This window comes from Prevotella melaninogenica (assembly GCF_018127925.1).
In the GTDB taxonomy this organism is placed as follows: Bacteria; Bacteroidota; Bacteroidia; order Bacteroidales; family Bacteroidaceae; genus Prevotella; species Prevotella melaninogenica_C.
Genome location: NZ_CP072348.1, coordinates 706,997 through 731,952 on the forward strand (window position 1 = coordinate 706,997; position 24,956 = coordinate 731,952).

The 24,956-nt window shown below is 39.3% G+C and carries 21 protein-coding genes, 1 tRNA gene and 2 pseudogenes; 8 read left to right on the forward strand and 16 right to left on the reverse strand.

Annotation, left to right across the window (positions count from 1 at the left end; translation table 11 throughout):
- Positions 1–125: 125 nt before the first annotated feature.
- From J4861_RS08430 to J4861_RS08480, 11 genes are all read right to left on the reverse strand, one after another.
- Positions 126–626: a dCMP deaminase family protein gene (locus J4861_RS08430; RefSeq protein ID WP_211817602.1), complete on the reverse strand. Its 501-nt coding sequence runs from the start codon at positions 624–626 to the stop codon at positions 126–128.
- Positions 627–711: 85 nt separating this feature from the next.
- Positions 712–2,799 (reverse strand): M3 family metallopeptidase, encoded by a 2,088-nt coding sequence (locus J4861_RS08435; RefSeq protein ID WP_211817603.1) that lies wholly within the window; start codon positions 2,797–2,799, stop codon positions 712–714.
- 743 nt (positions 2,800–3,542) lie between these two features.
- A complete protein-coding gene (locus tag J4861_RS08440) occupies positions 3,543–3,986 on the reverse strand; it encodes an HU family DNA-binding protein (protein WP_211817604.1) in 444 nt (147 codons plus the stop codon).
- 345 nt (positions 3,987–4,331) lie between these two features.
- On the reverse strand, positions 4,332–5,924 hold the full coding sequence (locus tag J4861_RS08445; RefSeq protein WP_211817605.1) for an Lcl C-terminal domain-containing protein: 1,593 nt from the start codon (positions 5,922–5,924) through the stop codon (positions 4,332–4,334).
- 56 nt (positions 5,925–5,980) lie between these two features.
- Positions 5,981–6,202, reverse strand: a complete 222-nt coding sequence (locus J4861_RS08450; RefSeq protein ID WP_346267020.1) for a hypothetical protein — start codon at positions 6,200–6,202, stop codon at positions 5,981–5,983.
- A 672-nt stretch (positions 6,203–6,874) separates the two neighbouring features.
- Positions 6,875–7,540, reverse strand: a complete 666-nt coding sequence (locus tag J4861_RS08455; RefSeq protein WP_211817774.1) for a Crp/Fnr family transcriptional regulator — start codon at positions 7,538–7,540, stop codon at positions 6,875–6,877.
- Positions 7,541–7,593: 53 nt separating this feature from the next.
- On the reverse strand, positions 7,594–8,610 hold the full coding sequence (locus tag J4861_RS08460) for an FAD:protein FMN transferase (RefSeq protein WP_211817606.1): 1,017 nt from the start codon (positions 8,608–8,610) through the stop codon (positions 7,594–7,596).
- 150 nt (positions 8,611–8,760) lie between these two features.
- The gene (locus J4861_RS08465) at positions 8,761–9,453 is read right to left on the reverse strand and encodes a DUF6048 family protein (protein WP_211817607.1); all 693 of its coding nucleotides are present in this window, start codon (positions 9,451–9,453) and stop codon (positions 8,761–8,763) included.
- Positions 9,407–9,910 carry a DUF6452 family protein gene (locus J4861_RS08470; protein ID WP_211817608.1) on the reverse strand — a complete coding sequence of 168 codons (504 nt, stop codon included), beginning with the start codon at positions 9,908–9,910 and terminating at the stop codon, positions 9,407–9,409. The genes J4861_RS08465 and J4861_RS08470 overlap by 47 nt, the downstream gene beginning before the upstream one ends.
- A 142-nt stretch (positions 9,911–10,052) precedes the next feature.
- Positions 10,053–11,006: a glycosyltransferase family 2 protein gene (locus tag J4861_RS08475; protein ID WP_211817609.1), complete on the reverse strand. Its 954-nt coding sequence runs from the start codon at positions 11,004–11,006 to the stop codon at positions 10,053–10,055.
- A gap of 52 nt (positions 11,007–11,058) precedes the next feature.
- Positions 11,059–11,598, reverse strand: coding sequence for a DUF4199 domain-containing protein (locus J4861_RS08480; RefSeq protein ID WP_211817610.1), 540 nt, complete (start codon positions 11,596–11,598; stop codon positions 11,059–11,061).
- A gap of 259 nt (positions 11,599–11,857) precedes the next feature.
- On the opposite strand from J4861_RS08480, the gene J4861_RS08490 reads away from it, so the two are divergent.
- Positions 11,858–11,931 (forward strand) — tRNA-Thr (locus tag J4861_RS08490).
- A gap of 194 nt (positions 11,932–12,125) precedes the next feature.
- Here the strand turns inward: J4861_RS08490 and J4861_RS08495 are convergent.
- Together J4861_RS08495 and J4861_RS08500 are read right to left on the reverse strand one after the other, a co-directional pair.
- Positions 12,126–12,326 (reverse strand): hypothetical protein, encoded by a 201-nt coding sequence (locus tag J4861_RS08495; protein WP_013263873.1) that lies wholly within the window; start codon positions 12,324–12,326, stop codon positions 12,126–12,128.
- Positions 12,327–12,451: 125 nt separating this feature from the next.
- Entirely contained in the window at positions 12,452–13,141 is a 690-nt protein-coding gene (locus J4861_RS08500; RefSeq protein ID WP_211817611.1) for an HAD family hydrolase, read from the reverse strand.
- Positions 13,142–13,638: 497 nt separating this feature from the next.
- Between J4861_RS08500 and nrdD the strand changes: the two genes are divergently transcribed.
- Together nrdD and J4861_RS08510 are read left to right on the forward strand one after the other, a co-directional pair.
- Positions 13,639–15,798, forward strand: a complete 2,160-nt coding sequence (nrdD, locus tag J4861_RS08505; protein WP_211817612.1) for an anaerobic ribonucleoside-triphosphate reductase — start codon at positions 13,639–13,641, stop codon at positions 15,796–15,798.
- Between the two features lie 148 nt (positions 15,799–15,946).
- Positions 15,947–16,290, forward strand: a pseudogene (locus tag J4861_RS08510) (IS4 family transposase); the annotation flags it as partial.
- Between the two features lie 239 nt (positions 16,291–16,529).
- Here J4861_RS08510 and J4861_RS08515 read toward each other — a convergent pair.
- Positions 16,530–16,904, reverse strand: a complete 375-nt coding sequence (locus J4861_RS08515; RefSeq protein ID WP_211817613.1) for an Imm50 family immunity protein — start codon at positions 16,902–16,904, stop codon at positions 16,530–16,532.
- Positions 16,905–17,066: 162 nt separating this feature from the next.
- Here J4861_RS08515 and J4861_RS08520 point away from each other — a divergent pair, with 162 nt between their 5' ends.
- Positions 17,067–17,213, forward strand: a complete 147-nt coding sequence (locus J4861_RS08520; RefSeq protein ID WP_282958360.1) for a hypothetical protein — start codon at positions 17,067–17,069, stop codon at positions 17,211–17,213.
- Positions 17,214–17,583: 370 nt separating this feature from the next.
- Here J4861_RS08520 and J4861_RS08525 read toward each other — a convergent pair whose 3' ends face one another.
- Both J4861_RS08525 and J4861_RS08530 read right to left on the reverse strand, forming a co-directional pair.
- Complete coding sequence (locus tag J4861_RS08525; protein WP_211817614.1) at positions 17,584–18,171, reverse strand: SMI1/KNR4 family protein; 588 nt, start codon at positions 18,169–18,171, stop codon at positions 17,584–17,586.
- 78 nt (positions 18,172–18,249) lie between these two features.
- Positions 18,250–18,606: a hypothetical protein gene (locus J4861_RS08530; protein WP_346267023.1), complete on the reverse strand. Its 357-nt coding sequence runs from the start codon at positions 18,604–18,606 to the stop codon at positions 18,250–18,252.
- 48 nt (positions 18,607–18,654) lie between these two features.
- Here J4861_RS08530 and J4861_RS08535 point away from each other — a divergent pair.
- The 4 genes and pseudogenes from J4861_RS08535 to queG form a co-directional block, all read left to right on the forward strand.
- Positions 18,655–18,938, forward strand: a pseudogene (locus J4861_RS08535) (RNA-binding protein); the annotation flags it as partial.
- A 689-nt stretch (positions 18,939–19,627) separates the two neighbouring features.
- A complete protein-coding gene (locus J4861_RS08540; protein WP_211817615.1) occupies positions 19,628–22,948 on the forward strand; it encodes a glycosyltransferase family 117 protein in 3,321 nt (1,106 codons plus the stop codon).
- Between the two features lie 206 nt (positions 22,949–23,154).
- A complete protein-coding gene (locus J4861_RS08545) occupies positions 23,155–23,787 on the forward strand; it encodes a polysaccharide deacetylase family protein (protein WP_211817616.1) in 633 nt (210 codons plus the stop codon).
- A 116-nt stretch (positions 23,788–23,903) separates the two neighbouring features.
- Entirely contained in the window at positions 23,904–24,896 is a 993-nt protein-coding gene (gene queG, locus J4861_RS08550; protein ID WP_211817617.1) for a tRNA epoxyqueuosine(34) reductase QueG, read from the forward strand.
- Positions 24,897–24,956: the final 60 nt, after the last annotated feature.

The window sequence follows — 24,956 nt, forward strand, 5'->3', positions numbered from 1 at the left end:
AAGCACCAAGAGGGATTCGATAAATACTTGTTATACTTTGTTTTATTAACAGTGGGGATAAACTATATTAGGTATGAGACCTATTTGATTATACTCCAACAGTTTACTCAAATTCTTATTCTTGTTTATAAAGACGCTGAAGAAGGACTACTGCCATCCTCAAGACTTTTATACTCTACTTCAACTCCAGCTCTTGTCAGTAGGTCTATACCATCTGTAAGACGATACTTCTCTGCATAAACAACTCGTCGAATACCTGCCTGAATAATGAGCTTTGCACATTCAATACAAGGAGAAGCTGTTACGTAAAGCGTTGAACCTTCACTATTGTTACCGCTTCGAGCGAGTTTCGTGATAGCATTGGCTTCAGCGTGGAGGACGTATGGCTTTGTTACGCCAGATTCATCCTCACATATATTTTCAAAACCACTCGGTGTACCGTTATAGCCATCGCTAATAATCATCTTATCCTTCACAACCAAGGCACCTACCTGACGTCGTTTACAATAAGAGTTCTCAGCCCAAATACGTGCCATACGAAGGTAGCGATAGTCAACAGCAGCCTTACCTCTTCTCTCTACAGAAGAAGATGTTGATGAGTGTTCTGATATATGTTCGTTATTCATTGTCTTGATAGTTTTTATAAATAAACATAGAAACAAACAGCAAAATAGCTATTATCCTTTATCTATTATCCGATTTTCAAAACTATTACTGCCCTTTCGTAAGTCCATCTCTCGCTTTCAACGCATCAATAGTTGGCTCTTGTCCACGGAAACGTTTGTAGAGAGTCATAGGATGTTCTGTACCACCACGTGAGAGAATATTATCTCGGAAACGCTGTGCAGTAGCTTGATTAAAAATTCCTTCTTTCTTAAATACACTGAAAGCATCAGCATCAAGGACCTCAGCCCACTTATAGCTGTAATAGCCAGCAGCATAACCTCCTGCCATAATATGAGAAAACTGTACTGTCATACATGTATCCATACGCTGCTCATCGATAATTGCTGGTGCCCATGCTTTCTTTTCAAAGGAAATGATATCCTCAGTGAACTCTTCTTTCTGAGTGTAATAAGCCATATCTAAGAGTCCGAAACTTACCTGTCTCAAACATGCTGTCGCAGCTCCATAATTACGGCTGGCTATTACCTTTTCTATCAACTTATCAGGCATTGGTTCACCTGTCTGATAATGGAAAGCAAAGGTACGGAGGAATTCTTTTTCTACAGCAAAGTTCTCCATAAACTGAGAAGGAAGTTCTACAAAGTCCCACCAAACATTGGTTCCTGATAGACTCTCGAAACGCGTGTTAGCAAATATACCGTGAAGCGAATGACCAAACTCATGCAAGAAGGTCTCAACCTCACCTAATCTTAACAATGCAGGCTTATCCTCTGTAGGCTTAGAGAAGTTCATAACAAGAGAGGCATGTGGGCGTACATTTGTACCATCACGCTCAATCCACTGACCTTGGAACTCTGTCATCCATGCTCCATCACGCTTTCCTTTACGTGGGTGGAAGTCAACATAGAGTACAGCCAAATAACTACCGTCCTTGTCGTAAACCTCATAAGGTTTTACATCTGGATGATAAACAGGTATATCCTTATTCTCTTTGAAGGTAATACCATAAAGACGTGTAGCCAAGCCAAAGACTCCCTTGATTACATTGCCTAACTCCAAGTAAGGGCGAAGCATCTCGGGATCAAGGTCGTATTTCTTCTTCTTCAGTAACTGACTATAATAAGCTAAGTCCCAAGGCTCCATCTTAAAGGCTGCGCCCTTTTCTTCCTTAGCTAAAGCTTCTACTTCCTCACGCTCCTCAATAGCCTTTGGTTTATAAGCCTCAATAAGGTCATTAAGAAGTTTATACACATTCTCAACCTTCGTAGCCATGCGATGTTTCATCACATAGTCAGCAAAGGTATCATAACCAAGAAGTTGAGCCATCTCTCTACGAAGATTTATCAGACGCTTACAAAGTTCAAGGTTGTTTGTGTCGTTGTCTTTTATACAGAGCGTGTTGCGAGCCATATAGAGGTCTTTACGCAGTTCACGCTGAGTACTATACATCATAAAAGGACCATAACTTGGAGCATCCAAGGTAAATACCCAGCCATCTAATCCATGCTCTTTTGCAGCTTCATGTGCCGCTTCACGTGCTGTATTAGGAAGTCCATCAAGCTGTTGTTCATCAGTAATGTGCAGAGTATATGCTTTATTCTCCTTCAAAACATTCTGTGAGAACTGCAGTGATAGCATAGAGGCTTCCTCAGTAAGCTTGCGCAAACGGTCCTTTCCAGCTTCATCCAATAAGGCACCACTACGCACGAAACCTTCATAACTTTTCTCCAACAGACAGTTTTCCTCTGGTGTCAACTCCCCATGATGTTCATAGACATACTTGACACGTTCGAAAATCTTAGGATTTAAACTAACATCATTACCATGCTTAGTGAGAATAGGACTCATCTTCTGTGCCAAAGCGTCCATTTCATCATTTGTTTCAGCACTGAGCATATTAAAGAATACACTCTCCACACGACTCAGAAGATCATAGTAATGCTTACGTCCTTTAACCTCATCCTCTGGTATAATCGTATTCTCAAAGGTTGGTTCATCGGGGTTATTAATAATCTTCTCAATCTGCTCGTCCTCACGGCGAATACCTTCCATCATTGCCTCTTCATAATCAGCAAGAGTAATACGGTTGAAAGGTACCGTATAATGCGGTGTATCATAAGGTAGGAAGAAAGGATTTATACGCTCTTTCTCCTCTGTTATATTATCTATCATTTCTTTTTCTGCTTTCTCTTAATTTAGGTCACAAAGGTAACTTAAAAAAAGGAGAAAGGTCATATAAAGAGATAGAATTTAACGCAATTTTATTTCTACATAACAAGTAAGGCCCATAAGTCTCTACCGCTTGAACTAAATATTTGTGGGTTTTCAGCAATTTGGAGTGATTCCTTTTGAGATTAGAACTTTGAAGAAAGGTCACACAGAGCAAAGGAGAACACAGAGGTTTTATATAGCAGAAATCGTTAGGCACAGAGGCACCGTTGGTGCGTAGAGGAACAGAGGATATTTGCGAGTTTAATTAATGATTTTGTCTACATCATTACAAAGCAGTGGTTTGCAAGATTTCTTAAAACGTTTTTACCAAAGCTATCAGCAACCCGTACACTACGGCTCTGTCGCTCTTTGTGCCTTCGGCACCTCCGTGAGATAGTCTGCTTTCATCTCCGTGTTCTCTCCCTCTCTGTGTGAGGTTTCTTCAAAGTTCCAATCTCAAAAGGTATCACTCCAAATTGCTGAAGATCCAAAAAACTTGCCCCTCAACACCAAGAGTGGTGACAGGGGCAAGAAAACGAAAATTAAATTAATAAATTAAAAAGTATTGCTATTGATATCACATCAAGGGCATATCTCAAAAACATGAAAAAAAAATCATTAATTCAGAATCTTTCAAAACCAAGTTTGTTTTCAATTCTGTTCTTTTCAATTAGGCGTATAAATACTTTCGCGTTCAGTGAGGGTTAGACGGTGTCTGGTACTGGTCCATTTTCTTCTTTTTTCTTTTTCTTCTTGTCTTTCCCTGCCTCTTCTGTCTTTCTCACCGATTCGTAAGAGTTTACAGACAGTTCACTCTTCAATTCTCTTCCAGGCGTAAAGACCACGCGCGGCTTAATCGTCTCGGTCTTAAAGGCCTTTTCCGTTGCAGCTCCCTCGCTTGAAAGTGTCAAGCGCATCGTGCCAAACTCTCCTAACTGCACGCTAAAGCCGTCACGAAGATAATGAGGCAGACAGTCCATGAAGTTTGCCAGTACGTTCTCTATATCACCACGTGTGAGCGAAGAACGCCCCGCAATGTCGCGCGCAACATCCCGCAAGGTTTTCTTCCCAAGATTTACAGGATTAGCATAGTACTTTTCTTCTGTCCGCTTCTGCGGATTCTTTTTCTTTTGGAGTTTAATCTTCATAATTGTTTTGTTTTTGAAAGTAAATATTTAAGTTTTTACAGCATTTCCATTCCTCGGAAATTCTCCTTCCCCCTCATCTATTTTCACTGTCAAAGGTAAGCCTTAAAATTACCTACGGTCAGAAGAAAATTTTCCTTTGTGAAAAATTTCTTTCCAACCATAGGTACGTAAATTTCTCACCGTAGAGAAATTTTCTTCCGACCCGTTAGAAATTTCTCGTTAACCCGTTTCCCATAAATTTCTAACACGTTAGAAATTTTCTTCAAACGGTTTGCTTATTTACTTTTTTTACCCCGTTAGGCACTCCCTCCCCTTTGGGGAGAGGGTCGGGGTGGGGTTTTAGGACTACTTGAACCCGCCGACTCTGTACCCGTTGCTGCGGTCGCCGTAGTTGTTCACGCTGACGTAACCACTGGCGAAGTACAGGTGGTACGCGTAGTTGCTGTGCCCTGGGTGAGCACTTGACGACCAATAGAAGCCGCCGTCGCCAACGCTGTACAGCTGACCAGAGCTGTAGTAACCCAAGACGGGCAGGTAGAAGTAATTACCTGCGTCGGCAGCGGAAGGGACACCTGAGTTGATACTACTGTTGGTGTTATTGTAAAACTTCCATGTTGTACGTAGGTCGGTTGTACCGTCGGCAGAAAACTCGGTGTTGTAATGGCCCTCACCTTGGAGCACGGACTTCTTCTTAAACCACATGCCGCCTTTATATAAATGACCCATTGTTGTCCATAATTCATCATCATCCCAACGTGGATCGCCGTACATTGCATACCAAGACAGCTCGTTAGCGTTGGGAAGAGTTGCAAAACTCTGGGTAGCGTCGAAGCGACCTGAACCGCCGCCCTCGTGGTACCAACGATTGTTAGCGTCGCTACTGCTCTGGGCGTAGTTTGATGAACTGTTACCATTAAGGGTTGGCTGACCTGTGTTTCCTGACAAGTGCTTTGTCCATTCGTAACCGTACCAATATTGATTCTGGGCATCCCACATGTAATATTTGTCGCCCTCGTAGTTCTTTACGTCAAGTTGTGCGGTCATATCGTAGTAGGTGTTCGAAGCGTATGCTGTGGATGTATATGTCTTTGTTATGGTGCCCTCCACATTTCTTGCCACGTCCTTTACCCAATAACGTACCCTTAAAGTATGAGTTCCTGGCTTAATCACCATGTAAGCTCCGTTAGTAGTTACGCTGGCGCTGTTGTTGGTCAGTGGGAAACCGTTTGGGTTGCTGCTACCGCCACTTGTGGTTAAGACTATCTTATTGCCGTCTGTTACTGTGGAAGCGTCTAATGCACCTGTAGTTGAGTTGACGGTGTATTTCACCGCGATATCGTCGTCTGAGGTTACTTCTACCTTTGTTAAGTAACAGTTCTGTAGAATTGTGTTACTTGTGTAAGGCTGGAAAACTAAGTAAGCTGGCTGATGCTCCAATTCGAACGCAAACTGATTTTTGCCTGTCACCTTATTTGCAGTAGCTGTACCGTAATCGCCTGCTGTGCCGAAGTGCGCGGTATTGTCTGGAGCTGTCTGGCTTTGGGCGGTTGAGATACTTACTGAGTTGCCGCTACTGTTTTTGCCCAAGTAATAAACCTTATAACTGCTACTTGCGGTAAACTTGCCTGGAACCATATACTTAAAAGCAGCCACCTTGCTCGTTGGAGCGTTCGTGCTCTTTCTCAATACGCCGTCGTCGTCCTTTACGTAGATATAATCGTCTTTCTCCCAATAGAAGTCACCGCTATTATAATTCAGTGACGTACGCGTCTTGTTCTCGCCACCAGCCACGAAGGTGGTCAAGTTCTTATTCTCTTCCTCGTTTGGCTTTGCTGGGTTCTGAGCCACGTCGTCCTTTGCGCAAGATGCAAAGGTCAGGGCAATGCCACACAGAGCGGCAAAAGATAATAGGCGCGTCTTTAACAAATGCTTTTTCATTGTCTCTTCTTTCTTTGTAATTGTAATCTTTAATCTGTTCATAACTCTCTCTAAACTTAGTCGTCCCATGAAGAAGTACTCTCCTCATTGTTCCCTTCCTCAAAGTGCTCATCATTCCATAAGCCGAAGGACTTCGCTGAAGCTGAAGGACCGCTGGCGTGGGTTGCCTTCCTGTGCTGACTCGGGAAGGACGTATCCATAAGATAAGTCGTTTCACTCACTTGGATTATCATGCAACATGGTGCAGAATAAACCTTCTTTTCTTGTTTCTTTCTCATTGCTTTCTTAATTTTAATGGTTCATAAAATAAATCTAATGAATTAATGATTTCTGAATATTTGTAAGTCGCTTTTTTTGCTTATCTTGATGTTGCTTGTGATCCTCCTTTTCTTCCTTGTCTTACCTCTCTTCCTCTAAAAGGCAGGCAGCATATCACTGCTGCCTGCCCGAACAATCAACGAGATAAAACAAACTATTATCAGAGAATTACAATTATTTGTTACGGTAATTTCAGTGCTTAAAACGTCCTTATTTTGCTTTTTTGACAGCTCGCAAACGGGCACAAAAAAGCGAACAAAGGAAACTCCGTGAAGTCCTTTGTTTACAACGGTTACGCCACGCTTCGCGCGCGCGTAGGATAAAACAAAAAATGTTGGCTTAGACGTTAGTAGCGCCTGTGTGTGTGTGTGTGTGTGTGTGTGTGTGTGTGTGTGTGTGTGTGTGTGTGTGTTAGCAAAATATCTGAGACTACCAAATATAAAGCACTAAAAAAGGCAAAGAAATCAAAGTTTCTTTGCTGCGCTATAGTCGTCGGATATGTCGTTAATAATCTCATCACGACCGCAAAGGTATAACATCTTTTTAGAACTGACAAGAAAATCTAAAAGAAATATGGTAAATATTTATCGAACAATATTAATACATTAGTAAGATGGTAGAAGAAAACGCTTTTATCCTCTTAAATCTTCCAACTGTGCGACAGTAATAATTCCTCTACTCATAGTCAATAACCCCTCACTTTGCAAGGTGTTGAGCATACGAGAGACATTTAGACGACTTTGATGTAACTCTTGCGCAAGGTCTTCCATCGTTATCCTTAACACTTTACGACCTGCTTGTGTAAGACAGCGAAGACGTAAAAAATTAACAAACTGCTGGCGAATGTCACTGGGCTGTTGCCTCCATGGGATATGACTCATTCGCTGTGCTTGCATAGAAATACTATTGAGAAGATTAAGGCGGAAAATAAGATAATTATCAAGTAGACGTAACACCTCAGACTTATCCAACGAAAGCAGGCTACAATCTGTCTGCGCTATAAAATCCTTTGTATAGCGTTGCATAAGTCCGAAGAAGTGTTCGGGCTGAATAACTGCTGGTGCCGACAATTCTTCCTCTATACGATAACGATGGTTGTCAGCATGACTTATCACACGAAGTGTACCATTCATTAGAAAGAATAGCTGTGTACATTTATCATCCATGCTTACAAGCGGTTTGTCTGCAATAAGTTTATGAAAGCCAAACTTTGTTTGCCCTACGATATCTGACAATTCATCCGTACTAATACCGATGAAAAGTGGCAGTTCGAGAAGTTTATCGTAGAGTTGGAGCATAGTAATAAAAAACATATATAGCCACCTTCTCAAGAGAAAAAGCGGCTATCTTTTTATTTAACAATTTTTCCTTTCATTGAAGGGCTATACCATACTTGCAAATTACCTTTCGCATCAGAATAGATGAAGTAAGCCATCAACTCTGGATGACGTTCGAGTAATTTACGTGCTTTCTCGATACCCATCACCATAAACGAAGTAGCATAAGCATCAGCTGTAGCACAGTTTTTAGCTAAGACAGTTGCAGAAAGAAGTGAATGCTGTACAGGATATCCAGTCTTTGGATCAATGGTATGAGCATATTTCTTTCCACCTTTATAATAGAAATTACGGTAGTTACCACTCGTTGCCATAGCCTTATCCGTAACATTCAATACCGTCTGTATCTCTTGATTAACCTTCACGCTATCATCTGTTGGCTTTGTAACACCAATCTTCCAAGGCAGACGCTGTTCACTATTACCCATCGTAACAATCTCACCACCAATCTCCACCATAAAGTTTTTAATACCATTACGAAGTAAGAAACGAGCAACAATATCAGAGCCATAGCCCTTAGCGATTGCAGAACAATCAAGCATAACACGCTTATCTGTCTTCTGAATTGTGTTACCAACAAGCTTCACCTTATGATATCCTACAACCTGATGCAAGCTATCTATAGCCTGCTTAGAAGGATGCTGACCAGTCTTAAAACCAAAGCCCCACATATTTACCATTGGAGCAACTGTGATATCAAAAGCGCCATCAGTTTCTTTAGAAATAGACTCAGCGAGTGTAAACACCTCACGAAACATCTCATTCACCTTCACAGGTTTGTTTTGATTAATCTGTGAAATCAACGAATTAGCTTCAAAAGTAGAGAAGGTCTGATTTACCTTCTTTAATTCTGCTTCTATCTGCGGCTGAAGATCTTCATTGCTTTGATAGGTAATATTATAAACTGTACCAAAGATAAATCCCTTGTTATGCTGATATGGCATTGAACGCTGACAACGAACAATAGCTATGGAACCGATTATCAACACAAGAAGAAAAGGAATTTGCCAATATAGTTTTTTCTTATTCATATAATGTTTTTATTTATTAAGAGTTAAGAGAAAGTTAGACTTAGAAGGGAATAACTTTTACAGTTAGGACGCACAAGCAGTACGTCCATTAGTAAAAACTATTAGAGAAACTAACAACAATTTCTCTCTGACTTCTAAATAACTATCTCATTATAGTTCAAAAAGTACATTAAAGGTAGCACCAAGCTGTGATGACCCACCACGACCATAACCAGGAACATACCAAGCTTCACCTATTTCTCCCATCTTATGAGCTACACGGAGTTTATAACGAACACTCCAACCCATACGAATAGGGCCTAAAATCTTTGCATCAACACTACCAACGAGTTCTGCCCAAAGTTGACTTCCCTTATTGCCAAGAGCACCATAAGAGGATTGTGTTCCCCAAATAGGGTCAGCAAGTCCTGGACTAAGAACATCATACTTAAACGAAGTGTAGCCTACTCTACCACCCACCATGAAGCGATAATCGTCATGCTTATTCTTAAGCATATTAAAGTCGCAACCCACTCGTCCATAAGGTGCACTCGTCTTAAAGTTCGTTCCTGTTGTTTCATCGGTCTTATCAGCTTGTCCTACACCTACTTCAACTACAGGGAAATATCTATCCTTGAGATTTACACGTAGCAAAGCTTCATACTGACCATATGATGCAAGCCAACGCATAGCAGGTCCAACGAGATCTACACCCACTGCTGCTCCCCTAAAGAAAGGAATACTATCCTCCTTTACCTTTGGCAAAGATGGTCGACGTTGCGCATTAGCTGTAGCTGAGCACAACAGAAATAATACATTAAGGATTAGTAAAAGTGATAAGTATATGTTCTTTCGTACCATCATAATCAATATTAGGATTACTGATTTCAACCTGACTCACACGTGTACCCTTTGCTGATACGGCAGTAAGGGTATGAAAGAATGCTGGCGGACAGTCAACACTCTCAAAATGACTTATATTTGTCTTTGACACCGTAACAGTATCAACAGTTGTTACCCCAGCCTTACTTATGAACACAAAGCGTAACTTGTCACTATCGCCACTATAGCTCATAGGCAAACTGAATTTTGTCGTGTTAACCTGTTTATTCAACAAAATCGTATCTGTTTTGTTCTCACGTATTACCGAGATAGTAAGTGTATCGTGCAAAGTATCGCCCTGTACAACATAATTAGCCCATACACCATTGGTTACAGGACAATCAATATCAGAACAAGAACTCATCCAGATTATTCCTCCAAAGAGAAGAGTAATCAAGAAAGCTTTACTTACTATATGCTTAATCTTGCTATAGTTCATTTCCTATTGAATTATATAAATAAGTAACATCAGTTGATAAGAGTTTTCAAACTTATTCTCACAGCTCTCCATTAAGTATGGCATATAAAAAGAGACTGTTGCTGTAATCATCTATCAAAAACTACAGAAAGGGGGACTTCTCCTACATTTCTTTCTCTATCTGATAGTCATTTCTGCGTGGATTACTGCGACTGATAAGGTCGCCAATAAAGCCGGCAAGGAAAAGCTGTGTACCCAATACCATCGCAACAAGAGCGATAAAGAAGGAAGCATGATCAGAAAGTAGGTCGCCATATACACCATTAACAAGCATAAAAACCTTTTCTACAATCAGCCAAAGGAATGCTATAAAGCCAATGAAGAACATAAACGAGCCCATCAAACCAAAGACATGCATTGGCTTCTTACCAAAGTTGGTGAGAAACCAGAGTGTCAATAGGTCAAGATAACCATTGAAGAAACGATTAATTCCAAACTTTGATTTACCATACTTACGTGCTTGATGCTGTACAACCTTCTCACCTATACGAACAAAGCCTGCTTCTTTTGCAAGATAAGGGATATAACGGTGCATCTCACCATATACTTCAATATTCTTCACTACATCACGACGATAGGCTTTCAAGCCGCAATTAAAGTCATGCAAATTATGTACACCACTAATCTTACGAGCCGTAGCATTAAAAAGTTTTGTTGGTATAGTCTTTGTCAATGGGTCATAACGTTTCTGCTTATAACCACTGACAAGGTCATACTTCTCCTCCATTATCATACGATAAAGTTCTGGTATCTCGTCAGGAGAATCCTGCAAGTCAGCATCCATCGTAATAACAACATCACCTTGAGCAGCATTAAAGCCACAGTAGAGCGCAGGGCTCTTACCATAGTTACGACGGAACTTTATAGCATGAACATGTTCCGCATCTTTATGATGTAAATCCTCAATGACATCCCAACTCCTATCTTTAGAGCCGTCATTGATAAATATTATTTCATACGTAAAGCCATTAGCGTTCATCACGCGCTGAATCCACGCGTGTAATTCTGGTAAACTTTCTTCCTCATTGTAAAGAGGAATAATTACTGATATATCCATATTCTATATTAGGAGTTTTCTATTAGAAATGAGGAGTTTATTAAGTTTAAATTTAAGATATCTGTCTCTTGCCTTTCTTAGACATAATAGCTGCAATAAATAGAGAGCATAAGCCACCTAACATTACGGCAGTAACAAAAGTGCTTGAGGCTAACGAGTAGGGTTGAAAAGCCTCTGGCAACGCTGCTATAAACTGGTCATATGGAACACCTATAGCTGCGAGAGTGCTTTTTCCCTCATTACTGGAATAGAGATTAGTAACCATCATGAGTAATTTCCCATTATCAAGATAATGCATATAAAGCCATTGCAGCAAGCTAAAGATAATTGCAGCATTAAAGAAAACACGTACACAATAAAAAAGACTACAACGAAAAGATATAACTCCATTACGTCCCTCCTCACGAAAAATCTTCAATCGATAAGCAACAAAGAAAGGAGTTGAAATAGAGAGTAAAAAACTAAATTGTGCCAAAACTGGCAGAATGGTTATACCCAACAAGCATGCGAAACTTGCTGCCCAAATGATAGCAAGATAAATACCATCATATCGAGTATAAGCTGTCAGTTGTTTAAAATCTTCATAAATCATGATACAAAAGTACGGAATATTTATTATAAATAATGTAGTACACTGCCAAATTTATGTTTTTTTGTTAAAAACAGAAAAAGTTTTGATTTCTCTTTGCCAGAAATAAATAATTTATATATCTTTGCACCCGCTTTACCAGCAATGGTAAAGCATTAGACGGGCAAGTCTCTTACGACCAGCTCCCTTTGAATCCCCCAGGACGGGAACGTAGCAAGGGCAGAAGGTTGTAGCGGTGCGATAGGAATCGCTTGTCCACCCCGCCTCTTTAGCTCAGTTGGCCAGAGCACGTGATTTGTAATCTCGGGGTCGTTGGTTCGAATCCGACAAGAGGCTCAAATTAATAGAATGACTAAGAACACAGAAGAAGGTATGTCGTGAGGCATACCTTTTTTGCATTATATGGCATCAGAAAAGTTTCTGATAACCTAATTGGAAGATCTAAAAAAAATAAGACGTCCCACAGAAACCCTAAATTATCAGGACTATATTTTATATTGGAATTACATTGTCAAGCAGGAGAAAGCCCCCTACTCCCAAATCTTCGCAGCGAGTTTGACAAATTCGACCTTACCATCAATGTAATCTGCAAAATATTCTGCTGCTGGTACACCATCAGGAAGATTACATGAGCCACAACCGCCACACGAAGGTGCCTTACAATGGAAACGTTCTTGAATAAACTCAATTCGCTCTTCTCGGTCTGAATATTCTATTTGTGGTGCTAACATCTAATTAACTATTTGTTTAAAAAGTATTTTATCTCCTTATAATAATCGATTTGCAAACTTACACAAAATATTCGATATATAATGAAATAATTACAAAAGTTTCAGCAAGTAAAAACAAAACAAGTTTACAAAACTTGCTTCAACTGTGTAAAATACTCCAACTTTAACAAATGAGGGTGTTCATACTCCTCTACAACTTCATGCTGCCATGTTGTATGAAAAGGAATATGAGCTGCCCAACCACCGAGTTTTAATACAGGTTCTATATCCGAACGAAAAGAATTACCCACCATCAATAACTGCTCAACATTAATAGAAAACCTCTCACACAATTGGTAATAAGATGCCTCTGTCTTATCTGAGACAACTATAATATCATCAAAATATGGCTTTAAGCCTGAACGATGAAACTTATTTTCTTGATCAAGCAGTTCACCTTTTGTAAAGACAACTAAATGGTATTCTCCTCTCTCATGTAAAACCTTCAAAGTTTCTTCAACTCCATCCATTGGCTTGCCTGGTAATTGGAGAAGTTCTTTCCCTAATTTTATAATCTTCTCAACCTCATCTGCTTTTAACCTTCCCCCACTTACCTCTATTGCATTCTCCAATAAAGATAATAAGAAAGCCTTACTCCCATAACCTAAAAGTGGCATATTTGCTGTTTCAACAGCAAAAAGAGCTTTAGAAATTTCATCGGCTGAGGCGTATGACTTTAATAGCTCACAATACTCTTTCTCTACCGCCTCAAAATAAGTTTGACACTCCCACAGAGTATCATCTGCATCAAAGGCTATTAATGATATATCTTTCATAACTTTATTGTTTCCACCTGCAAAATTACATTATTTATATATGTAACACAAATAACAGCCACAAAATAATCTCTATATTTAACTAACTACCTTAATGATGTAAGCGTCATTCTAAAAAGATCATTATAGACTTAACTTAAATAGGTTCTCCATAAAATTCAAATAATTATTTTCTTAGACTTTAGGATACATCCTTCAAAAAAAATCTTAGAAATGAAATAAACATCAATCCCTTTTGCCACCAAGAGTCCAAGCAAAAAAGTACAGGAAATTAGTAATTTATCCAATATTTTTTAGCCCAAATAATTTTTGCAGAATGAATAGTTTTATATAAATTTGCAACAGAAAGTTTATCAAAATGGAAAACTTTTGAAGAAGAAAAAATAGAAAAGTTATCCAAAACAGACAACTTTCACAAGAAAACAGTGTATAAAAATTACACCTTCTGATAGACAGTAATAACAGAGTTATAAACACCTAAAAAGATAAAATGAGCAATGGAAATGAAGAACTTTACAATCACAAAACGTGATGGGTCAAAGGATCGGTTCTCCCTCGACAAAATTATGAATGCTATTCTCAAGGCATTCGAAAGTGTCAACGAACCTACTGATTTGGGTACTTTATCAAAAATCATCGCTAACTTGAATATTCAAAACGACATCAAGGTAGAAGACATCCAGAATCAGGTTGAGTTGGCACTTATGAAAGAAGGCTATTATCAGGTAGCAAAAAGTTTCATCGTTTATCGTCAACAACATACTGAAGACCGTGAAACTCTTGAAAAGATGAAGTTTCTTTCTGACTATTGTGTTGCGTCAAATGCAGCTACAGGTTCAAAATTTGATGCCAATGCAAATGTTGAACATAAGAACATCGCAACACTTATTGGCGAACTTCCTAAACAGGGATTCATTCGTCTCAACCGCAGACTACTTGTTGATCGTATTAAGAAGATGTATGGTAAGGACTTGGCTGATGAGTATATTGACCTTCTAAACCACCATTTTATATATAAGAATGACGAGACAAACCTCGCCAACTATTGTGCATCCATCACTATGTACCCTTGGCTTATTGGAGGTACAAATTCAATTGGTGGAAATTCGACTGCGCCAACAAATCTGAAAAGTTTCTGTGGTGGCTTTATTAATATGGTATTCATGGTGTCATCTATGCTTGCTGGAGCTTGCGCTACGCCAGAATTCTTGATGTACATGAACTACTTTATCCAAAAGGAATATGGTAAAGACTACTGGGAGCGTGCTGATGAAGTTGTTGATCTTAGCCTAAGAAAGCGTACCATTGACAAGGTGATTACTGATTACTTTGAGCAGATAGTTTATTCACTGAACCAGCCTACAGGTGCCCGCAACTATCAAGCGATATTCTGGAACATTTCTTATTATGACCGCCCATACTTCGAGTCACTCTTCGGAAACTTCTATTTCCCAGATGGCTCACAGCCTGACTGGGAGAGCCTTTCATGGTTACAAAAACGCTTTATGACTTGGTTCAACCAAGAGCGTCTAAAGACTGTTCTCACCTTCCCTGTTGAAACAATGGCTTTGTTAGCAGAGAATGGTGATTGCAAGGATAAGGAATGGGGTGACTTTGCCGCTAAGATGTATTCTGAGGGACATAGTTTCTTCACATACATGAGCGATAATGCCGACTCACTCAGTTCATGCTGTCGTCTGCGTAATGAGATTCAAGATAACGGCTTCTCTTATACGCTCGGTGCTGGTGGCGTCTCAACTGGATCAAAGAGTGTATTGACAATCAACCTCAATCGCTGTATTCAGTATGCAGTCAATAACAACCTTGATTACAAGGAGTATCTGACGCATATTATCGAGTTGTGCCATAAGGTACAATTAGCATACAATGAAAACCTCAAAGAGTTACTACGTAATCACATGCTCCCACTCTTTGATGCTGGATACATCAACATTGATCGCCAGTATCTGACTATTGGTATCAATGGTCTCGTAGAGGCTGCAGAATTCATGGGACTTGACATCACACCGAATGAGGACTATAAGAAGTTCGTACAGACTGTACTTGGATTGATAGAAACACAGAATAAGGCTTTCCGTACAAAGGAAGCTATGTTCAACTGCGAGATGATTCCTGCAGAAAATGTGGGAGTAAAGCATGCTAAATGGGATTCAGAAGATGGGTATTTTGTTCCACGCAATTGCTACAACAGCTATTTCTATCGCGTTGAGGACAACTCGTTGACGATTCTTGACAAGTTCAAACTGCACGGAGCACCTTATATAGAACATCTAACTGGTGGTTCTGCACTTCACATGAACCTCGAAGAGCACCTCTCTGAGCCTCAGTATCGTCAGTTGTTGCGTGTCGCTGCACAGGAAGGTTGCAACTACTTCACATTCAACATTCCAAATACCGTCTGCAACGACTGCGGTCACATAGACAAACGTTATATGCACGAATGTCCACATTGTCATTCTCAGAATGTTGATTATCTCACTCGCATTATTGGTTACATGAAACGTGTTAGCAACTTCTCTGTACCTCGCCAGGAGGAAGCACACCGCCGTTTCTACGCAGGAGAAGATAAATATACAGTTAATACAACAAATGAGAAGTTATGTGAAGAAACGGTTACTGAAACCAAGAAAGCATAACAGACATTATTGTAACAACGCTTTAACTTACTAATAGGGCTGACAGACTTCACGTCTAATACACCTAAAATCATTTACGGACACACGCTTATGTGTGTCCGTATTTGTTTATATTCCTCTTCATAGAAAAAAGGAAACTAAGTAGTAGCTCGGATTAGGTGATTTTAAAGGTTGCTACTTTAATGGTCAGATAGCCGACGCAACGCTGTGTTACCTAACATATATAGACATGCCTTTGGAAAAATAATCACAAAACATCAAACCATGGGCGAACTCTTTTCGGATATGGAGGACGACCTCATGGCACTCATGTTATGGAAGAGAGTTCTTGCTTGTCTCGAGCGCATTCTTCGCGTTTTAGGAGAAACGCTTGGGGTGACACCCCCAACACCTTATGGCTACAATCAGCGGTAATAACAAAGCGATGTGCAAAATCCTCGTAATGGCTGAAGTATTGGAAAATGGGATAAGGTATATGGACACACTGCATAACCTCAGTTAGTCATGTGTTAAAAGTCAATGGATATAGGGGAACGACAGGCAAAGGGGAATGAGAAAAGACAATGTTTTAAGGGGGGTGGGAAACTTTAGTTATTTTGATAATTCCCATTTTAGAGCATTATCTCTGAAATTGAGCATATTAAAATACTCCTCAATGAGCCCACTTAATCTGGAATCAGTAACCTCTTTTGCAGTTATTAAATTCACTATTTACTCTTTAGTATAACCACTTATATTTTTATATACGCCCATCTTGCCTCAAATTTAATTTTATCACAATTCGCTTTATTCGTAAGAATAATGATATGTTCATTTCCTCGTAATCTCTCTATTCTAAAACAATAATTACTTCCATTATCTATATTAAAATTTATAATCCTCACCCCTATAAAATCAAATTCAATTTGAACTGTATTTACCTTGCAGTCTAACCATTTTAAAGGTAATTTATCAGGAAGTTCTGATGTATCTAATGTTAGTATAAGTTCGAGGTCTTCGCCTGGAACTACGATAATGTTTATTATTTCAACATCTTGGAGTTGAGGTATGTTTTTATATAGTGCTGTTAGACTACGTACATTTTCAAATAGTGTTATGTCCATCATTTATTTTATGAGATAATGTTTACTTATTTTGGGATTTCAATGTTATATAACTAACTAAAGTTTCCCACCCTAATAAATAGAGAAATAACAGTTTGTCGAATTTTCTTTGTAAATTAGTAATCGCTAAACAACTGATTTTAAAGACAAGACAACACAACAGTTATGGAAGCAAAAATAGAGAAAAAAAGCGAGTCATCCAAACTTTTGAGTATTAAAACTCGAATGAGTGATGATTTATTTTATCTTTTTGGTAAGTCTGGCTTTGGTCACTTGTTATCCCGCCTGTCATTGGAGAAACGCTTGGGGTGACGCCCCCAACACCTTATGGCTACAATCAGCGGTAATAACAAAGCGATGTGCAAAATCTTTGTAATGGCAGAAGCATTGGAAAATGGGATAAGGTATATGGACACACTGCATAACTTCAGTTAGTCATGTGTTAAAAGTCAATGGATATAGGGGAACGACAGGCAAAGGGAAATGAGAAAAACCTGTGTTTTAAGGGGTGGGAAACTTTAGATTATTATTTATTGTTTTTTTTATGTTATATACTCTAATAACGTTTCCGATTCGGATTTATTGTATACCCGTTGTTAGTACCCTTATAAGAGTGTTCGTCAATACCCTTGTATGGGTGTTCACTGATACCCTTATATGACTAATATCACGAGGCTTTATATTACCTTTTAATTGGGGTGGTATAAAGGTCTTCATCTATTTTTCTTCCCCTCTCATCAAACAGTGAGTATATCCTCTTTAACTCTGATATAAGCATTTGCTCGAACGTTTCCCATTGGAATAGGGAGGTTGCATCGTCTCTATCACAATAGTGCACGGTGCTTGTTCTTTTATCTATATAAAGATAAGAACCGTCCCAGTCATAACCGCCTATAAAGAAATGGTCGTCTGTGGCATTTCGAGGTCTTTCCCGAATGTTTGCCGTAATAATCGAAAACGGTTGGCGGCTTTCATCAGTGCTTCTTTTATAGTTTCTTCTTAAACCGTCTAAACAAAAGGTTCCAACCAATATGTCCAAGCCATTGCTTACATCTAACAAGAATTTTTTATAATCGATGGGAATTTCCATGCCCAATTCTTTCTCCAATGCTTGGACATCGTTCTTACTTAGCGGAGGATACAGGGTGTTTAGCCAAGCCTCGGGGGCTATATGGGGCGCTTTTTCTATAAGGATTGCACCAGTGGATTGGGATTCTTCAATACCCTGGTTCTGAAATCTATAAATTAAATCCCTATATGTTTTATTCATATTCTATTCTTCTATATACGCTATACTATTTATGGTAAAGGCTCATCATTAAAAATGAAGAATTTGACAATAGTTGATTTAATCTCTATTGATTTTCTTCCCACTTGATGGATTCCTGTAATTACCATTATGCCTACTAAGATGTTCTCCACCTTTCTTCACAAATTCAATATTTGACGGATCACCAGCATCTTCTGGATGTCCTTTTACACTATTAATGTGATGTCCTTCGTAACCCTTTACTTTTCCTGTTTCTTTTAATTCCTTTAATTCTTTCTTTGTCCATCTTCTGGAACCGCACCCTATCCTTTCCACCAATCTTTTCTCTGCTTTCCATGCATCTTTAACAGCTTTTTGTCTTAAATATTTAACTAAAGTTACCCACCCTAATAAATAGATAGAGAAATAACAGTTTGTCGAATTTTCTTTGTAAATTAGTAATTGCTAAACAACTGATTTTAAAGACAAGACAACACAACTATTATGGAAGCGAAAATAAAGAAAATAAGTGAGTTATCCAAACTCTTGAGTGTTAAAACTCGGATGAGTGATGATTTATTTCATCTTTTTGGTAAGTTTGGCATCAGTCACTTGTTATCTCGCTTTTCATTATAGATGATACCATGCTTGGGAAGAATGGCGTGAGAATGCAGGGTATTAGTCGTGTTTTCAATCATGTAAGAGGCAGATGTGTATTGGGCTATAAACTGCTACTTCGTGCATCCTTTGACAGCAAGACAACCATACCCTTTGTTTTTTTTCATCACTCCAGTCCAATTTGACAATATACAGCTAAGTGAAAAGTACTCCATCCCAATGGTGTTAGTACTTCGCACCAATGGTGCTTATCAACAGCACAATATGTGCTAAGCAACACTACAAGTATTTTAAAGTTTCTATATGCAAACTTATATCAAGATGTAAAAAAATGAATACTCATCTCAAACATTTGAATAGTTTAATCATCATTCTTAAACACAATCATTTGCGATTCCCTAAAACTTATTGGTATATCCATAATAACCAAATGGACTTTAATGCACCCATCCTCAGTATTCAGAGAACAAAGTATTTCTCTAAAAATAATTTTGCTGTCACTACTGTCATTCAAAATCATCATATAACTTGTTAGTTTACAGTAGTATTACATGAAATGTTAAAAGTGACAGCAACTTAAAATAAAAAATACTCTTGTAAGATGAGTAATATAATCCTTCTATTCGAGTATAGAACTTCAAAAAAACACATTTGCATAATCTTACCTTTATGCTTTAAACCAAGCAAATAAAGTCAATTCCAAACGTTAGTCATGTTCTTTTCATCACATTTTATTATAATTTCTCCACTCTCTTTATGTTGTTTTGATTAATATTATTATCTTTGCAGTGATTATTTCGAAATAAATATCTCTGTTTATCCGAGAAAGATGAGCAGACAGTAAATTCTAATCGTATAAATGAAACAATTCAGACTGGTGGACAACATCGTCGGATGGCTTGCATTCTTTGTTGCAGCTTTCGTCTACTGTTCCACAATTGAACCGACAGCCAGTTTCTGGGACTGTCCCGAATTCATTACAACAGGCTATAAACTGGAGATTGGACACCCTCCTGGGGCACCATTCTTTATGCTTACAGCCAATCTCTTCTCACATTTTGCAAGCGACCCAACAGAGGTAGCACGTATGGTTAACACCATGAGCGCATTGCTTTCGGCAACGTGTATCATGTTCCTTTTCTGGACCATTACCCACCTCTCACGTCGACTGATTGTGCGTGATGGTGAAGTTCCTTCACTTGCAAAAACTATCGCCATCGAAGGTGCAGGCCTTGTTGGTGCACTGATTTATACTTTCAGTGACACTTTCTGGTTTTCAGCAGTTGAAGGCGAGGTATATGCCTATTCATCAGCATTTACAGCTGTTGTATTCTGGCTTATATTGAAATGGGAAGATAATGCAGACAAACCTCATTCTGACCGTTGGTTGGTACTGATTACCTATATGACTGGTCTGTCTATTGGTGTGCACCTACTCAACCTCCTTTGTATTCCAGCCATTGCACTGGTTTACTATTATAAGAAGGTGCCAGATGCAAACTTGAAAGGTTCACTCTTTGCCTTGCTCCTTTCAGTAGTCCTCGTTGCAGCCGTTCTGTATGGTGTTGTTCCAGGTATTATCACAGTAGGTGGATGGTTTGAGTTGTTCTTCACGAATACACTTGGCATGCCATTCAACACGGGTACCATTATTTATATAGCCTTACTTATTGCTTCCTTCATTTGGGGCATTTATGAGACATATCAGGATAAGAACCCACGCCGTCAAAATATAGCATTCTTGGCAGCACTGGGACTGATTGGTATTCCATTCTATGGCTATGGATGGACAGCATTCTTTACAGGACTTGTTGTTCTTGCACTCGTTTACGTACTGCTTCAGTGGCAACGTCCATTTAACAAGGATGGCAAAAAGCAGCGTGTTGCACTTGTTTCTTCACGCATAAAGAATACAGCTTTGCTTTGTATGCTGATGTTGTTTATCGGCTACTCTTCATATGCTGTAATCGTTATACGCTCAACAGCCAATCCACCAATGGATCAGAACTCACCAGAGGATATCTTTACTTTGGGTAGTTATCTGAGTCGTGACCAATATGGTGACCGTCCATTACTTTACGGACAGGCATACTCAAGTCAACCTGCTGTGGCAGAAGATGGTATGCACTATAAGTTTGATGAGGGTGCACCAGTTTATGAGCGTAAGGAGAAGGCGTCTAAAGACGAGAAAGACTCTTACTTCATTGTCCGTCATAAAGCAACACAGGTATTCGAACAGAATATGTTATTCCCACGTATGTACAACCCTGGTTCTGCAGGTCTATACGAACAGTGGATGGGTGGTATTACTGGACATGATGTTGATGGCGTAAAGATGCCTACACAATGGGAAAACTTAAAGTTCTTCCTTTCTTATCAGTGTAATTTCATGTACTGGCGTTACTTCATGTGGAACTTTGCAGGACGACAGAACGATATTCAAGGTAACGGTGAACCAGAACATGGTAACTGGATTACAGGTATATCATTCATTGACAATTCGCTTTATGGTGACCAAAACTTATTACCAGATGAGTTGAAAGCAAACAAGGGACACAACGTCTTCTATTGTCTACCATTATTGCTCGGATTAATCGGTCTTTTCTGGCAGGCATGGCGTGGAAAACGTGGTATACAACAGTTCTGGGTCGTATTCTTCTTGTTCTTTATGACTGGTCTTGCCATTGTTATCTACCTGAATCAGACACCAAGTCAGCCACGTGAACGTGACTATGCTTATGCTGCATCATTCTATGCATACGCTATCTGGTGTGGATTAGGAGTATTGGCACTCTACGACTGGGCACGTAAACTCAAGGTTGCACCAGTATTATCAGCCTCTGTCATCTCACTTGTTTGTCTGCTTGTTCCTATCCAGATGGCATCTCAGACATGGGATGACCACGATCGTTCAGGTCGATATACTTGCCGTGACTTTGGTCAGAACTATCTTAATTCATTACAGCAGAAGGGTAATCCTATCATCTTTACGAATGGTGACAACGATACCTTCCCACTTTGGTATAACCAAGAGGTTGAGGGAGTGCGTACAGATACACGTGTTTGTAACCTTTCTTATTTGCAGACAGACTGGTACATCGATCAAATGCGCCGTCCAGCATACAACTCACCAAGTGTACCTATCTCATGGCCACGCCTTGATTATGTAAGCGGAACAAATGAGTATGTACAGATTCAACCAGAATTCAAGGAACAAATACGAGAGTTCTATAAGCAGGATCCTGTTTCAGCAAAGGCACAATTTGGTGACGACCCATTTGAATTAAAGAATATTCTCAAGTATTGGGTACGTTCAAAGAATGCTGACAGCCATGTTATCCCTACTGATACCATCTACATGACTATCGATAAGGAGGCTGTTCGTCGCAGTGGTATGATGCGTCCAGGTGATTCTATTCCAGATCGAATGGTTATCTCATTGGCAGGAAAACAAGCTTTATACAAGAATGATTTGATGATGCTTGAGATGATTGCTAACTGTAACTGGACACGTCCTCTCTATGTAGCTGTAACCGTTGGAGCTGAGAACTTTATGAACTTAGGTGAAAACTTCATTCAAGAAGGTCTCGTAAATCGTATTACTCCATTCTCTACAATGGACAATGCAAATTCTACAGGCATCAATATGCGTAACTTCGATACAGAGAAGACTTATGATGTCATGATGAATCGCTTCAAATGGGGTGGTCTTAGCAAGCCAGGACTTTACATCGATGAAACTGTAGCTCGTATGTGCTATACACATCGTCGTGAGATGGCTGACCTTGCACTTCACCTCATTGCAAAGGGTGAGAAGGCTAAAGCGTTGAAAGTATTACAGAAAGCTGAGAAGGAAATACCAAGCTATAACGTGCCAATCAGCTACATGAGTGGTTCATCAGATATGGCACGTGCATACGCATTACTTGGTCAGAAAGTAAAGGCACGCCAGCTGTATGATGATTTGTGGAAGATTTCACTTCAGTATGTAAACTACTATTTGAGTCTTGATCCTCGTCTCTTCAATATGTCTCAGAGTTCATGTAAGATGAATTTCCAGATTATGATGAATCTTGTTAACGAGAATGAGCAAGCTGATCGTGAATGGGCAAACAAACATGCAGCCCAGCTTAACAATCTTTTTGTAAGATTCAAAAATAGAGGTGGTGCATTGATGTAGGATTACTATAATCCTATTAAAGAGATTCAAAACTAAAAGCCAGAATCTGGTTGTCCTTAAAGACAGCCAAACTCTGGCTTTTTGCTTTACACTATCCGTTCTTAGCTTTACACAAACAGAATCTTAGTCGAATAGACGATAATAATATTAAAGTACAAATTCTTTCTCAGTCATTGAGAAAAGAGTTTAGGGATGTATTGAATAATATGCTAATAGAACAACCTGCACGTTGGCTACGTATCTTTTATCCACACGCTCTTTGGCGTATGGACAAGAACGATCACTCCATTTATCTCACATTTGATGATGGACCAATACCCGAAGCAACACCATTTATTCTCGACATACTTGACCAATTCAATGCAAAGGCAATGTTCTTCATGGTTGCTGACAATGTAAGAAAACATCCAGAAATCTATGAGGAAGTAATACGTCGTGGACATAAAGTGGGAAATCACACTTATCATCATCTTGGTTCTTTCAAACACTGGACACTAACCTATGCTGTAGATGTTACTAAGGCAGATGCACTTCTCAACACTCCTTATTTCCGTCCACCACACGGATGGTTACGCCATACAGTATATTGGTGGGTAAAACAAAATTATCGTGTTGTTATGTGGGACCTTGTAACACGTGATTATTCTAAATGGTTATCAGCTGCAGATGTTGTAAACAATGTAAAGCGATATGCTCGTAATGGGTCTATCATCACATTTCATGACTCTCTCAAAAGTATTGATAAACTTCGTACAGCACTCCCTGAATCATTGCAATGGCTTAAAAACCAAGGTTATGAGTTTAAAGTCTTCCCTGATGACCCTGCCGAAACATTTTAATCACACATTCCTCTATGGTATAAAAAATAAAAATATTGTGGTAGTAGTTTATGTTTCTCATTTAACTATCATCTAATTACACCCTTTCTTTCTATAAGGAAATTTAAACTCATTATATGTCATCAATAGATGCTTTATGCCCTAACATAAATAAGGAAGATTCAATTGTCGTCCAATCATCAACAATAAAATCTTTAGCACACTCTATGGGATTCTTTGCTTGTGGCATAGCAAAGGCAGCACCTGTTGATGAAGCTGTAGCACAGAAATATCGTAAATGGCTGGAGAATGGTGAAGAGGCTTCAATGGCATATATGACAAATTACTTAGAGAAACGACTTGACCCACGACTTCTCGTTCCTGGTGTACGGAGTATCGTTTCACTTGCTCTCAACTATGCTCCAGCTCAACAGCTACCTAAAGGCGAGTATCAAATAGCAGCATATGCACTTGGTTTAGATTATCATGACCTAATGAAGCAAAAGATGAGGGAATTAGCGATAAAGATAACAGAACGGTGGCAACTCCCCAAACAAGAAGAAGGCGAAGAACCCTCAGTACGTTGCTTCTGTGATACTGCTCCTGTCCTTGAACGTTATTGGGCACAGAAGGCAGGACTTGGATGGGTAGGACGCAATCATCAGCTCATCATTCCTCATGCAGGTTCTATGTTCTTTTTGGGTGAGATTTTCTTACCTTTTGATGTTGATGTATACGATGAAGCGATATCAAACCGATGTGGAAGTTGCCATCGTTGTATTGATGCCTGCCCTACTCGCGCAATCATCCCTGATGAAGATTTCCATGCAGAACGATGTCTTTCATATCAACTGATTGAAAATCGTGGAGAACTATCTGACGAAGCAAAAAGCCATATGGGTGATACAATATATGGCTGTGATCGATGCCAAACAGCATGTCCTTGGAATCGCTTTGCTACACCTAATACAGAACCAGCTCTCCAACCGAAGCCTGAGCTTCTCAGTATGAGCAAAGAGAAGTGGCACAATCTAACAGTTGAAGATTATCAACGGTTATTTAAAGGATCTGCAGTTAAACGAGTTAAATTCGAGGGTCTGAAAAGAAATATAACCGTAAAGAAAAAATAAGTCTTTCCTTAGATATATGTAGTAATAAAACCTCTTTAACAAGAGAGATTACTATACTTC